This window comes from Enterobacter sp. FB, assembly GCF_000805795.1.
Classification (GTDB): domain Bacteria; phylum Pseudomonadota; class Gammaproteobacteria; order Enterobacterales; family Enterobacteriaceae; genus Enterobacter; species Enterobacter roggenkampii.
Genome location: NZ_JSZC01000013.1, coordinates 1,124,269 through 1,138,106, shown reverse-complemented (window position 1 = coordinate 1,138,106; position 13,838 = coordinate 1,124,269). Strand labels below are relative to the sequence as shown.

At 57.3% G+C, this 13,838-nt stretch carries 12 protein-coding genes and 1 pseudogene; 8 read left to right on the top strand and 5 right to left on the bottom strand.

Going from position 1 to position 13,838, the window contains the following annotated elements:
- Positions 1-53: 53 nt before the first annotated feature.
- From umuC to PI91_RS12335, 3 genes are all read right to left on the bottom strand, one after another.
- On the bottom strand, positions 54-1,316 hold the full coding sequence (gene umuC, locus PI91_RS12345; RefSeq protein ID WP_008500531.1) for a translesion error-prone DNA polymerase V subunit UmuC: 1,263 nt from the start codon (positions 1,314-1,316) through the stop codon (positions 54-56).
- A complete protein-coding gene (gene umuD / locus PI91_RS12340) occupies positions 1,300-1,734 on the bottom strand; it encodes a translesion error-prone DNA polymerase V autoproteolytic subunit (protein ID WP_008500532.1) in 435 nt (144 codons plus the stop codon). The genes umuC and umuD overlap by 17 nt, the downstream gene beginning before the upstream one ends.
- Positions 1,735-1,893: 159 nt before the next feature.
- A complete protein-coding gene (locus PI91_RS12335) occupies positions 1,894-2,760 on the bottom strand; it encodes an aldo/keto reductase family oxidoreductase (protein ID WP_021241164.1) in 867 nt (288 codons plus the stop codon).
- A 143-nt stretch (positions 2,761-2,903) separates the two neighbouring features.
- On the opposite strand from PI91_RS12335, the gene PI91_RS12330 reads away from it, so the two are divergent.
- Positions 2,904-4,565: a methyl-accepting chemotaxis protein gene (locus PI91_RS12330; protein WP_008500534.1), complete on the top strand. Its 1,662-nt coding sequence runs from the start codon at positions 2,904-2,906 to the stop codon at positions 4,563-4,565.
- 27 nt (positions 4,566-4,592) lie between these two features.
- On the opposite strand, the gene smrA is transcribed toward PI91_RS12330, so the two are convergent.
- Positions 4,593-5,156 carry a DNA endonuclease SmrA gene (smrA, locus tag PI91_RS12325; RefSeq protein WP_021241163.1) on the bottom strand — a complete coding sequence of 188 codons (564 nt, stop codon included), beginning with the start codon at positions 5,154-5,156 and terminating at the stop codon, positions 4,593-4,595.
- 356 nt (positions 5,157-5,512) lie between these two features.
- Positions 5,513-6,423: pseudogene (locus tag PI91_RS12320) on the bottom strand (LysR family transcriptional regulator).
- Positions 6,424-6,598: 175 nt separating this feature from the next.
- Here PI91_RS12320 and PI91_RS12315 point away from each other — a divergent pair.
- The 7 genes from PI91_RS12315 to uspE all read left to right on the top strand — a co-directional run bounded on the left by PI91_RS12315 (position 6,599) and on the right by uspE (position 13,774).
- A complete protein-coding gene (locus PI91_RS12315) occupies positions 6,599-7,909 on the top strand; it encodes a M20 family metallo-hydrolase (RefSeq protein ID WP_023343992.1) in 1,311 nt (436 codons plus the stop codon).
- Positions 7,909-9,354: a M20 family metallopeptidase gene (locus tag PI91_RS12310; RefSeq protein WP_023343991.1), complete on the top strand. Its 1,446-nt coding sequence runs from the start codon at positions 7,909-7,911 to the stop codon at positions 9,352-9,354. Before PI91_RS12315 ends, PI91_RS12310 begins: the two co-directional genes overlap by 1 nt.
- A 41-nt stretch (positions 9,355-9,395) precedes the next feature.
- Complete coding sequence (gene abgT, locus PI91_RS12305) at positions 9,396-10,922, top strand: p-aminobenzoyl-glutamate transporter (RefSeq protein ID WP_039266215.1); 1,527 nt, start codon at positions 9,396-9,398, stop codon at positions 10,920-10,922.
- 10 nt (positions 10,923-10,932) lie between these two features.
- Positions 10,933-11,448, top strand: a complete 516-nt coding sequence (ogt, locus tag PI91_RS12300) for a methylated-DNA--[protein]-cysteine S-methyltransferase (RefSeq protein ID WP_021241159.1) — start codon at positions 10,933-10,935, stop codon at positions 11,446-11,448.
- Between the two features lie 183 nt (positions 11,449-11,631).
- Positions 11,632-12,384: a fumarate/nitrate reduction transcriptional regulator Fnr gene (gene fnr / locus PI91_RS12295; protein WP_006174991.1), complete on the top strand. Its 753-nt coding sequence runs from the start codon at positions 11,632-11,634 to the stop codon at positions 12,382-12,384.
- Positions 12,385-12,531: 147 nt separating this feature from the next.
- Positions 12,532-12,714, top strand: a complete 183-nt coding sequence (locus PI91_RS12290; RefSeq protein ID WP_014883604.1) for a hypothetical protein — start codon at positions 12,532-12,534, stop codon at positions 12,712-12,714.
- Positions 12,715-12,823: 109 nt separating this feature from the next.
- Positions 12,824-13,774, top strand: a complete 951-nt coding sequence (uspE, locus tag PI91_RS12285) for a universal stress protein UspE (protein WP_008500542.1) — start codon at positions 12,824-12,826, stop codon at positions 13,772-13,774.
- Positions 13,775-13,838: the final 64 nt, after the last annotated feature.

The following is a 13,838-nucleotide window of genomic DNA, read 5'->3' as shown; positions in this document are numbered from 1 at the left end:
CAGGAGCGGCGTCCGCAAACCGTCTGCGGTTCTTTGTCACACATAGCCACCATCTACCTCGCCACCGGTAAATCCGCGTACCGCGTCGTATAGGCCGGTGACAACATTTCCCGCTTCATCGCCCACGGTTTCTCAATCCCCTGCCCGGCGAACCATATCTTCCCTTTGCCGGAGTGATTGACGCTGTCGATCATCTCCATCAGCGCCGCGCTGTTGGCGCGCAGGCGATTGTCGTCAAACAGATTAAGCTGAGCGACGCCGCTGCTGAAAAAGTCCGCCAGCATGACCCCGGCCTTCATATAGCGATACCCGTCGAGCCATATCCGCCCCAGCGCCTCCGTGGCGGCACGGATGATATCCCGCGAGTCATTGGTGGGCGTCATCAGGGTGACCGAAGCCTGATTACCGTAATAAATTTCGTTGTCCGCATGCGGGCTGGTGCGCACAAACACGCTGATAAAGCGACAGTATTGATGCTCGCCGCGCAGTTTCTCTGCGGCGCGTTCCGCGTAGGCGCAAATCGCCTGGTGCATCTCTTCATATTGCGTAATGCGATGACCAAACGAACGGCTACAGATGATTTGCTGCTTCGTGGGGGTGTACTCTTCCAGGTCAAGACAGGGCTCGCCGCGAAGCTCGCGCGCCGTACGCTCCAGCACCACGTTAAAATGTTTGCGAATGACCCACGAGGAGGCCTCCGCCAGCTCCAGCGCCGTGGTAATCCCCATCGCGTTCAGTTTTTTCGTGATGCGCCGCCCTACGCCCCATACCTCCTCTACCGGAACCTTTGCCAGCAGTTTACGCTGCCGCTCCCGGCCCGACAGATCGACCACGCCGCCGGTACTGGCCCAGCGTTTCGCCGCATAGTTGGCCAGCTTTGCCAGCGTTTTTGTCGGGGCAATGCCGACGCCAACGGTTAAACCCGTGTTTTTAAAGACCTGCGTGCGCATCTGGTGTCCGAACGCGTCCAGCGACATGCAGTTACCGATCCCTGAAACGTTCACGAACGCCTCGTCAATCGAGTAAATTTCTATGGCCGGAGCCAGATCCGTCAGCGTCTGCATCACCCGACTGCTGAGGTCGGCATACAGCGCATAGTTCGAACTGAAGACGTAAACCCTCGCCGGAAAAAGCTTCTCTTTGAATTTAAAATAGGGCTCACCCATTTTTATGCCGAACTGCTTTGCCTCCCGCGAGAGTGAAATGATGCAGCCGTCGTTGTTGGACACCACCACGATGGGCTTCCCCTCCAGATCGGGGCGGAATACCTTCTCGCAGGAGGCATAGAAGCTGTTCACATCAACCAGCGCGAACATGTTTATGCGTTTTAAGCGTGTGGGTGACGACGCCGAAGATCTGCAGCTCCTCTTCGGACTGAAAGGTAATCGGCTGATAGCGGGCGTTATGTGGCAACAGCCTCAGCACCGGGCGCGTCTGTAGCTCTTTCACCGTAAACTCACCGGCGACCGACGCCACAACGATATCCCCATGTTCGGCATTTAACGAGCGGTCAACCACCAGCAGATCGCCGTCGCCAATCCCCGCGCCAATCATGGAGTCTCCACTCACCTTGATAAAATAGGTCGCACTGGGGTGCCTCACTGCCAGCCGGTTAAGATCGAGACGATCCTCCACATAATCCTGCGCCGGGCTGGGAAACCCACAGGCAACACGTTCTAAAAACAAAGGTAGTTCAATGATTTGTTTTGGTTGATAAGAAAAGAGAGTGTCCATGATGCCTTTCTCGCCATATACTGTATATAAATACAGTATTACGGATTATGGTCAGGGATCAAGGTCATTTCCGGAAGCGAACCCAAACGCGTTGAAGTGTCAGAAGATTTAAAACGCGCAAAGCCCGGAAGCACATGTCGGGCTTTGCGCCTGTGACGATCAGTCCATCAGCGTATTCAATGTTTCCAGCGCGTCAGGCGGCAGCTGCAGTTCCCCCGCCGCGAGGTTTTGCCGCAGATGCGCCACGGAAGAGGTGCCCGGGATCAGCAGGATATTCGGAGAACGCTGCAGCAACCATGCCAGCGCAACCTGCATTGCCGTGACGCCCAGTGAATCCGCGACAGCCTTCAGCCCGGACGATTGCAGCGGCGTAAAGCCGCCCAGTGGGAAGAACGGCACATACGCAATCCCCTGCTGCGCGAGCAGATCCACCAGCGCATCATCACCCCGGTTCACAATGTTGTACATGTTCTGCACGCACACCACCTGCACCATCTTCTGCGCTTCCGCGACCTGGGTGGCCGTGACGTTGCTCAAACCAATATGCCGCACCAGCCCCTGCTGCTGTAATTCTGCCAGGGTGGAGAGCGGTTCAGCAATCGACCCTTCCGCTGGCCCGTGCGCGCTAAACATGATCCGCAGATTCACCACGTCCAGCACGTCCAGCTGCAGATTGCGCAGGTTGTCATGCACCGCCTGCGTCAGCTCCTGCGCGGAAAAGGCCGGCAGCCAGGCGCCTTTGTCGTTGCGACGGGCGCCAATCTTGGTGACGATCGTCAGATCGTCCCGGTAAGGATGAAGCGCCTCACGGATCAGCTGGTTGGTGACATGAGGGCCATAAAAATCACTGGTATCAATGTGGTTCACCCCCGCCGCCACGGCCTCGCGTAACACGTCCAGCGCGGCCTGCTTATCCTTCGGCGGCCCAAAGACGCCCGGCCCGGCCAGCTGCATCGCGCCGTAGCCCAGCCGTTTCACCGTCCGCGTCCCGAGCGCGTATGTCCCGCTTTTATCAATGCTGCTCATGTTGACCTTCCTCATAAAAATGATCCGGATTTACAACAGGTTCCCAAAAGGGCCCCTTAGTTAAGCGCGAGTTAATTAAAGTTTACATTCTCTACGACGATAGTAATGAAGTAACCCTGCATCTTCTCTAACGGACGACCGCTATGCTGAAAAATCTGCACGTGATTACCGGTATTATCTTTGCCCTCACCATATTCTGCCTGCTGCAAGTTGTCACGGGAGGGTTGTTCTACTCTGCCGTCAGTAACGATCGCCATAACTTCCAGAACTCCGGCGTGCTCAATGCCCAGCAGGAAAGCCTGAGCGACAGCGTGAACACGCTGGTGAAAACGCGCGTCACCGTCACCCGCGTGGCGATCCGCTACCTGAAAAACCAGCGTGACCCGGCTTCCCTGGCGGCGATCAATAAACTGCTGGGCACCGCAGGCGACTCGCTGGCAAAAGCCGAAGCCTATAACAAAGAGTGGCAGAAACTGCCGCAGGTTAAGGGCCAGGAGGCGGCATTGACCGACGAGATGCAGAAATCCTGGAACCAGATGCACGAAGTCATGCGTTTATCGATTGAGTATCTGCGCGCCGACAACTATCAGGCCTATGGCGATCTGGATGCGCAGCAGGCGCAGGACGATATGGAAGCGGTCTATAACCGCTGGCGCGCCGAAAATAACACCCTGCTGAAGGCCGCAACCGAAGAGAACCAGAGCAGCTTCACGCAGATGCAGTGGACGCTGGCGGCAATTCTGCTGGCCGTTATCGCGGTTCTGGTGGTCATCTGGCAGGGTTTACAGCACCTGCTGTTAAAACCACTCCACTCCATTATGGACCATATTCGCGCCATTGCAGGAGGCGACCTGACGCAGGAGATCGCTATCTCGGGCCGCAATGAGATGGGTCAGCTGGCCGCGGGCCTGCATGAGATGCAGCAGTCGCTGGTGACCACCGTCAGCGCCGTACGCGGAAGTACCGATTCCATCTACACCGGCGCAGGCGAAATTGCCGCAGGAAGCAACGATCTTTCCGCCCGCACCGAGCAGCAGGCCGCCTCGCTCGAAGAGACCGCCGCCAGCATGGAAGAGCTGACCGCGACGGTTAAACAGAACTCCGATAACGCCCGTCAGGCCACGCTGCTGGCGAAAAACGCCTCTGAAACGGCCGCGCGCGGCGGTCACGTCGTGGATAACGTGGTTCGCACCATGAACGAGATCGCCGACAGTTCACAGCAAATTGCGCATATTACCGGCGTGATTGACAGCATCGCGTTCCAGACGAACATTCTGGCGCTTAACGCCGCGGTGGAAGCGGCACGCGCCGGGGAACAGGGGCGTGGTTTTGCGGTTGTCGCAGGCGAGGTCCGGACCCTGGCGAGCCGCAGCGCGCAGGCGGCGAAAGAGATCAAAGGGCTTATCGAGAACTCCGTCAGCCGGGTGAATACCGGTTCTGAGCAGGTTAGCGAGGCAGGCACCACCATGAAGGAGATCGTCGCCGCCGTGACCCGCGTGACCGATATCATGGGCGAGATTTCCTCTGCCTCTGACGAGCAGAGCCGCGGCATTGAACAGGTGAGCCTGGCCGTTTCGCAGATGGACAGCGTGACGCAGCAAAACGCCGCGCTGGTGCAGGAGTCCGCCACGGCGGCAGCGGCGCTGGAAGATCAGTCCGAACAGCTGCGCCAGGCGGTGGCCGCGTTTCGTCTGAACGGCAAAGAAAAAGCGGTAGCTCCACGTCCGGCCAGCGTGAAAACGCCTCAGCTGTTGCGCCCGGCAACCGCAAACGCCGCCACCGACAGCAACTGGGAAACCTTCTGAATCACCGGCGGGCGAGGAAATCGCCCGCTAGCGGCTGCGCTTGGCGTGCCGCTCCCAGTTCTCCTGTTTTGCTTCATCGGATTTACGCAGTGAAACGTAGCATGCCCCGCTGCCGCCGTGATGCGGCAGCGCCACGCAGAAGGCCTGCACTTCCTCGAACTCGGTTAACCAGCGCGCCAGATAGCTGCGCACCACATTAGGATGCGAGTTCTGCTCGCGCCCTTTTCCGTGAATGATAATCAGATTGCGTAACCCGTCACGTCCGGCCTGGCGAATAAAAGAATAGAGCATCTGACGGCAGCGTTCGGCGGGCTGACGCAGGAGGTTTAAGCTGGCCTGGCGGGCATATTTACCCGAGCGCAGCTTCTCGATAACGCCCTGCTGCACCCCTTCGCGCTGGAACGCCAGCGGTTCTTCCAGGGGAAGAAGGTCAAGAAAGTCCAGCGTCAGGAAGTTATCCAGCTGTTCACTATCCACCTCCTGGCGCGCCCGCGTATTGCGGCTGGGCTGCCAGTGAATATCCGGGCCACGCTTCAGCGGCTGGACATCTTCCATGGCGTCAAGAAAAAAGGATTTGTCGTCAGGGTTCATGGATATCCTCCGGCTACAACTGAGGACGGTACTATACCTGCGCCTGAGACTGGCCTCAATCACCGTTACAGGCCCTCATGCGCCGCAAATATTAACCTGATGAATATATATAGTATTTATAAAATAAAGTTAAATATGACTTAACTAAAACTTCAGCAAAGATGAAATAAGTGATTTGTGTTAAATTTTCGTAAAATCAAACACTCGACATCCTTTCTTTTTGCGGAAAAGGTGTTATACCTAAATATACCTGCTTCATGGATATAATATTCAGGATTGGCGAAAGGACGCACTGCTGTGTGTACTGGAGGATCTGTCTGATGTCGGGCAGATCCTGTTTTTTTATTATCTCACTTTCACGCCGCGATTATTTTTCTCGCTTCCCGTCTGAACTGCGTAATTAATGATTCAGCCAGGGGCGTCTGACGTGAATCACGGCGCTGAATTAAATAATATGCTGCTTTTGGAAGCGATTCGACAACCGGCAGCATGACCAGACGGTGCGCCAGAAGCGGGTCACAGCCTAACTCCTGCGGCAATATGCTTAGAAAATCACTTTGCGCAACCAGGCTTATGCAGGAAGAAAAGGTTTCGCAGACCACACCAATTTGCGGTATTTGCGAGCGATGGCTAAATACCTCTTCTAACTGCTTATAATAACTTCCCCGCGGCGTCGGCATTGTCCAGTTATAATGCAGAAGTTCGTTAATCGACGTTGCCCCGTTGCCGGATGCCCTTCGCGACAAAATACCGCAAATGGCTTCTCAAAGAGTTTTTCAAACGTAAATTCCTGATCGTAAGGTCCCTGATAATAAGTATTGATGGTGAAATCCAGCTCTCCCTGCCGTAATTCGTTGATCATCGACACCAGCTGCCCTTCCATTATCCGCACTTTGACCTGCGGATGTTGGGCATGAAAGCGGGTGATAACGGCGGGCATCAGGCTGCGCGAAACGCTGGCCCCCATCCCGATGTTGATCTGCCCGGCCTGTTCCCCCTGCCGCTGACGAATGTCATCCTGCGCCGCGCGCAGCTCTTCCAGAATTAACCGGGCGCGCTGGTAAAAGCCCTCACCGCATTCGGTCAACGCCACGCCCTTACTCCTGCGCACGAAAAGCTGCGCCGCCATGCCCTCCTCCAGCTCTTTGATGGATTTGGTCAGCGCCGGCTGCGAAAGATTCAGCGTCCTGCTGGCACCGCGAATGCTGCCCTGACGAGCGACTTCAACAAACGCCCGGAGATGATGGAATTTAACCTGAAATGACATAGCCCGACCGATAACCGTTGTTTATCAGAGTAAAGAAACTGTCATCTACTTTACTGGAAAGGGATGTGCGAGGGTAATTCCTGAACGGTTAAAACTGTGAAAAATCGGTTAGTGATAAGTAAAAACTATCACAGCGTGAAGCAGTTCACATATTTTCATGATGACAGGAACAGATATGGACACACTGGCGCAGTACATCCAGACGTTAACCCCGCAGCTGAGCGCGTGGCGTCGCGATTTTCACCATTTTGCGGAATCCGGCTGGGTAGAGTTTCGTACCGCCGCGAAAGTTGCGGAGACCCTGGACTCGCTGGGTTACGAACTGGCGATGGGGCGCGACGTGGTCGATGCCGAAAGCCGGATGGGGCTGCCCGACGAGGCAACCCTGGCGCGAGAGTTTGCCCGCGCGCGGGCGCAAGGCGCGCCTGAGAAATGGCTGGCGCCGTTTGAAGGCGGCTTTACCGGCATTGTCGCCACCCTGAATACCGGCCGCCCGGGCCCAACCCTGGCGTTTCGCGTGGACATGGACGCCCTTGATTTAAGCGAAGCGCTCGACGACAGCCATCGCCCGTTCCGCGACGGGTTTGCCTCCTGCAATCCGGGCATGATGCACGCCTGCGCGCACGACGGCCACACCACCATTGGTCTGGGGCTGGCACAGGTGCTTAAGCAGAATGAAGCCCGGCTGAACGGCACCATCAAGCTGATCTTCCAGCCTGCCGAAGAAGGCACGCGCGGCGCGCGCGCCATGGTTGCTGCCGGGGCGCTGGATGACGTGGACTATTTCACGGCCATTCATATTGGCACCGGCGTCCCCGCCGGGACGGTAATCTGCGGCAGCGATAACTTTATGGCCACCACCAAGTTCGACGTGAGCTTCACCGGCGTGGCCGCACACGCGGGCGGTAAGCCGGAGGACGGTCGTAACGCTCTGCTCGCCGCCGCGCAGGCCGCCCTCGCCCTGCACAGCATCGCCCCGCACAGCGACGGCGCATCCCGGGTAAACGTCGGCGTGATGCAGGCGGGCAGCGGACGCAACGTGGTGCCCGCGAATGCGCTGATTAAGGTTGAAACCCGCGGCGAAAGCGAAGCGATTAATCAGTATGTCTTTGAACGCGCGCAGGCCGTCATTACCGGCGCGGCGGCGCTCTATGGCGTGAGCGCGGAGATGCGCCTGATGGGGGCTGCCACCTCCAGCGCGCCGACACCGGCGTGGGTGGATTATCTGCGCGAACAGGCGAGCCAGGTTTCCGGGGTTGTTCATGCCATCGATAAGGTGAAAGCGCCAGCGGGTTCCGAAGACGCCACGCTGATGATGGCCCGCGTGCAGCAGAACGGCGGCATGGCGTCCTATATGGTGTTTGGCACGGATTTGAGCGCCGGACATCACAACGAAAAATTCGACTTCGATGAGCAGGTCATGACTATCGCCATCGAAACGCTGGCGCGAACAGCGCTCAATTTCCCGTGGACGCGAGGTGTGTGATGCAGGAGAACTACGCTTTTATTGCCGATGCGATCGACACGCGATGTCGGACGTTAACCGATATTGCCGACGCGATCTGGGATCGTCCCGAAACCCGCTTTGAAGAGTTCTGGTCCGCCGAGCGGCTGGCCAGCGAGCTGGAAGCTGAAGGCTTCACGCTGACCCGCGAGGCAGGCGGTATTCCCAATGCCTTTATCGCCAGCTTCGGCAGCGGGAAACCGGTTATCGCCCTGCTGGGCGAGTACGACGCGCTGGCCGGGTTAAGCCAGCAGGCACACTGCGCGACGGCGCAAACCGCCACGCCGGGGGCTAACGGCCACGGCTGCGGACATAATCTCTTAGGCACCGCGGCGCTTGCGGGCGCGGTGGCGGTGAAAAGCTGGCTGGAGCAGCACGGCGGCAGCGGAACGGTGCGTTTTTACGGCTGTCCCGGTGAAGAAGGCGGCTCCGGGAAAACCTTTATGGTGCGCGAAGGGCTGTTTGATGACGTCGATGCCGCCGTCACCTGGCACCCGGAAGCCTTTGCCGGGATGTTTAACGTCAGCACGCTGGCGAATATTCAGGCCGCCTGGCGTTTTCACGGCGTGGCGGCGCACGCGGCCAACTCCCCTCACCTGGGACGCAGCGCGCTGGACGCCGTAACGCTGATGACCACCGGCACCAACTTCCTTAACGAACACATTATCGAGAAAGCGCGCGTCCATTACGCCATTACCGATACCGGCGGGATTTCGCCCAACGTCGTGCAGGCGCAGGCCGAGGTGCTGTACCTGATCCGCGCCCCGGAGATGGCGGATGCGCAGCAGATCTACGAGCGCATCGAGAAAATCGCCCAGGGCGCGGCGCTGATGACCGAAACGACCGTCGAGTGCCGCTTTGATAAAGCCTGCTCCAGCTACCTGCCGAACCGCACGCTTGAGGCGGCGATGTATCGCGCCCTGCAGCACTACGGCACGCCGGAGTGGACCGACGAAGAGCGAGAGTTTGCCCGCGAGATCCGCGCCACGCTGACGCCCAACGATCTGCAAAACAGCCTGAAAAATATTGCCGCCACGGGTGGCGAAGCGGGTAAAGCCTTTGCCCGTCGTCATCAGGCGACGCTGCTGGTGGATGAAGTCGCGCCTTATGCCGTCACCGACAACGTGCTGGCAGGTTCAACCGACGTGGGTGACGTCAGCTGGAAAATGCCGGTCGCCCAGTGCTTCAGCCCCTGCTTTACCGTCGGCACGCCGCTGCACACCTGGCAACTGGTGTCTCAGGGGCGAACCTCTATTGCCCACAAAGGCATGCTGCTGGCCGGGAAAGTGATGGGCGCGACCGCGCTCAATCTGCTGCAGGACGCCGCGCTGCTGAAAAAATGCCGTGAAGAGTTCGAACAACAACTAGAAGAAAAACCGTACGCGTGTCCGATCCCACCGGGCGTGACACCGTCACCTTTAAAATAAAAAAACACAACACAACAACACAACACTCCCGAGGAACGCCCATGAGTATGTCATCCATACCTTCGCATTCCCCATCCGGTAAGCTCTATGGCTGGGTTGAAAGGATCGGCAATAAAGTGCCGCACCCTTTCCTGCTTTTTATCTATCTGATTGTGATTTTGATGGTCGCCACCGCCGTGCTCTCCGCCTTTGACGTCAGCGTGCGCAGCCCGGCCGACGGCAGCCTGGTGGCGGTGAAAAATCTGCTGAGCATTGAAGGGCTGCACTGGTTTTTACCCAACATGATTAAAAACTTCAGCGGCTTCGCCCCGCTCGGCGCCATTCTGGCGCTGGTGCTGGGCGCCGGTCTGGCTGAACGCGTCGGCCTGTTGCCTGCATTGATGGTGAAGATGGCTTCTCACGTCAGCGCGCGCTACGCGAGCTACATGGTGCTGTTTATCGCCTTCTTCAGCCATATCTCCTCCGACGCCGCGCTGGTGATCATGCCGCCGATGGGGGCGCTGATCTTCCTCGCCGTCGGGCGCCATCCCGTGGCGGGCCTGCTGTCCGCGATTGCGGGGGTGGGCTGCGGTTTTACCGCTAACCTGCTGATCGTCACCACCGACGTGCTGCTCTCGGGCATCAGTACGGAGGCGGCGAAAACCATTGATGCGGCCATGCACGTCAGCGTGATCGACAACTGGTACTTTATGGCAAGCTCGGTCATTCTCCTGACAATTGTCGGCGGGCTGATTACCGATAGGATCATTGAGCCGCGCCTGGGCAAATGGGAAGGCCGTAGCGATGAAAAGCTGGAGACGCTGAGCGAAGCGCAGCGCTTCGGCCTGCGCGTGGCGGGGATTGTCTCGCTGGCGTTTATCGCCGCGGTGGCGCTGATGGTGGTGCCGGAAAACGGCATATTGCGCGATCCGGTTAAACATACGGTCCTGCCCTCGCCGTTTATTCAGGGCATCGTGCCGCTGATTATCCTCTTCTTCTTTATTGTTTCGCTCGCCTACGGTATCGCCACCGGCAAAATCCGCCGCCAGGGTGACCTGCCGCAGCTGATGATCGAGCCGATGAAGGAGATGGCGGGCTTTATCGTGATGGTGTTCCCGCTGGCCCAGTTTGTGGCGATGTTTAACTGGAGCAACATGGGCAAGTTTATGGCCGTGGGCCTCACCGACGCGCTGGAGGCTGCCGGGCTAAGCGGCGTACCGGCGTTTGTCGGTCTGGCGCTGCTGTCATCCCTGCTGTGCATGTTTATCGCCAGCGGCTCCGCCATCTGGTCGATTCTGGCCCCGATCTTCGTGCCGATGTTTATGATGCTGGGGTTCCACCCGGCTTTCGCGCAGATCCTGTTCCGCATCGCGGACTCTTCGGTTATCCCGCTGGCGCCGGTTTCGCCGTTTGTTCCGCTGTTTTTAGGCTTCCTGCAGCGCTATAAACCCGAGGCCAAACTGGGTACCTACTATTCGCTGGTTTTACCCTACCCGCTTATCTTTTTAGGGGTATGGCTGGTGATGCTGGTGGCGTGGTATCTTGTCGGCCTGCCGATTGGGCCGGGGATCTACCCGAGGCTGAACTAAGGGAATGAGGATGCTGAGATTACTCGAAGACAAGATTGCGACGCCGCTTGGGCCGCTGTGGGTGATCGCGGACGAGCAGTTTTGCCTGCGCGCCGTTGAGTGGGAAGAGCACAGCGACCGCATGGAAGAACTGCTTGCGATTCACTACCGCGCCCAGGGGTATGAACGTATCCGCGCCACCAATCCGGGTGGACTGAGCGACAAGCTTGCGGCGTACTTCGAAGGCGATCTCAGCATCATCGACACGCTGCCCACCGCCACGGCGGGCACCCCTTTTCAGCGCGAAGTGTGGCAGGCGCTGCGGGCCATTCCCTGCGGGCAGGTGATGCATTACGGCCAGCTTGCGGAGCAGTTAGGTCGCGCTGGGGCCGCACGCGCCGTAGGTGCCGCGAACGGCTCTAATCCGGTCAGCATCGTGGTGCCCTGCCATCGCGTTATTGGCCGCAACGGCACCCTGACCGGCTATGCCGGTGGCGTGCAGCGAAAAGAGTGGTTGCTGCGTCACGAAGGGTATCTCTTACTCTAGTTCCCAGGCTTTTTGTGCTTAATTTTCTTCCGGTTAGGCTAAAAATCCATAATCAAGCTGTGGAATTTCAAGAAGATGGCGGCAGATTGCCGTCTCTTGTCCTTATTGAGGGTTTGTCAGGCTTACGTACTTACCAAAAAGATGTTAAAATTGACCAATATCAATTAAGGCTTGAGCAAACCTATGATCCCGGAAAAGCGAATTATACGACGCATTCAGTCTGGCGGTTGTGCTATCCATTGCCAGGATTGCAGCATCAGCCAGCTCTGTATCCCGTTTACCCTGAATGAGCATGAACTCGATCAGCTTGATAATATCATCGAGCGTAAAAAGCCTATTCAGAAAGGGCAGACGCTGTTTAAAGCGGGAGACGAACTGAAATCGCTCTATGCTATCCGTTCTGGCACCATCAAGAGCTACACCATCACCGAACAGGGCGATGAGCAGATCACCGGCTTCCATCTGGCGGGTGACCTGGTAGGCTTTGATGCCATCGGTACGGGCCACCACCCGAGCTTTGCTCAGGCACTCGAAACCTCGATGGTTTGCGAAATTCCGTTTGAAACCCTGGACGATCTGTCCGGCAAGATGCCTAACCTGCGTCAGCAGATGATGCGTCTGATGAGCGGTGAGATCAAAGGCGATCAGGACATGATTCTGCTGCTTTCTAAAAAGAACGCAGAAGAGCGCCTGGCCGCGTTTATCTACAACCTCTCCCGCCGCTTCGCCGAGCGTGGCTTCTCGCCGCGTGAATTCCGTCTGACGATGACGCGTGGCGATATCGGTAACTACCTGGGTCTGACCGTGGAAACCATCAGCCGTCTGCTGGGTCGTTTCCAGAAAAGCGGGATGCTGGCCGTTAAGGGTAAATACATCACTATCGAAAACGGTGAAGCGCTGGCCGTTCTTGCCGGGCACGCCCGCAACGTGGCGTAAACGCCATACGTATACTGCCAGACCGATAAATTTTCCTGATTTATGGGTCTGGCCTGTTACCCCGTCTTTTATCTGCCCTTTTCACCGCAGCTCGTCCCCACACAGCACCCAAAAGGGTCTCGTTGAGGTTATGAATTGAGAGAAAGTTTGTTTTTCGTTTCAGTCGTGATTGCCTCAGTGACCTTTATCTTCATCTGGATCATGCTTGTCGGCCCAATGAAGGGGGAGGAAAAAACCTACGTTCAGGATTCCACGACCTTTGCGATAGCGGTGATGGTGCTGCTGTTTATTGCGTTTATCGCGGTAACGACCACGGTGCTTTTCCTCTGATAAATTTTCATGAATTATTGATCTGGCAAAAGCTCTCCTCTGTTTCATTCAGGATATATAGGTTACTCTTTTAATTACAGACTGTGGTGACAGTAGTAAGGAGACCTGTATGGCCAAGTATCAAAACATGCTGGTAGCAATCGATCCGAATCAGGACGATCAGCCGGCATTACGACGTGCTGTGTATTTACATCAACGGATTGGTGGCAAAATCAAAGCGTTTTTGCCGATCTATGACTTCTCGTATGAGATGACCACCCTTCTGTCGCCTGACGAGCGCACCGCTATGCGTCAGGGCGTCATCAGCCAGCGTACCGCGTGGATCCGCGAACAGGCGAAGTATTACCTGGAAGCGGGCGTGCCCATTGATATCAAAGTGGTCTGGCACAACCGACCTTTCGAAGCCATCATTCAGGAAGTCGTTGCCGGTGGGCACGATCTGCTGCTGAAGATGGCGCACCAGCACGACAAGCTGGAATCCGTGATCTTCACCCCGACCGACTGGCACTTGCTGCGTAAATGCCCTTGCCCGGTCTGGATGGTGAAAGACCAGCCGTGGCCTGAAGGCGGGAAAGCCGTTGTGGCGGTAAACCTCGCCAGCGAAGAGGATTACCATAACTCGCTGAACGAGAAGCTGGTGAAGGAGACCCTCCAGCTTGCCGACCAGGTCAACCACACCGAAGTGCATCTGGTAGGTGCCTATCCGGTTACCCCGATTAACATCGCCATTGAGCTGCCGGAATTTGACCCGAGCGTGTATAACGACGCCATCCGCGGTCAGCACCTGCTGGCCATGAAAGCGCTGCGCCAGAAATTCAGCATCGATGAGAAGATGACCCACGTGGAAAAAGGGCTGCCTGAAGAGGTCATCCCGGACCTGGCTGAACACCTGCAGGCGGGGATTGTCGTGCTGGGTACCATTGGCCGTACCGGTATTTCTGCCGCCTTCCTCGGCAACACCGCCGAGCAGGTGATCGACCATCTGCGCTGCGACCTGCTGGTTATCAAGCCGGATGAGTACCAGACGCCGGTTGAGCTTGACGATCCGGAAGACGATTGACCCGCAAGATGAAAAAAAACCGTCGGCGAACCGGCGGTTTTTTTTTGCCGGGTGGCGGCTACGC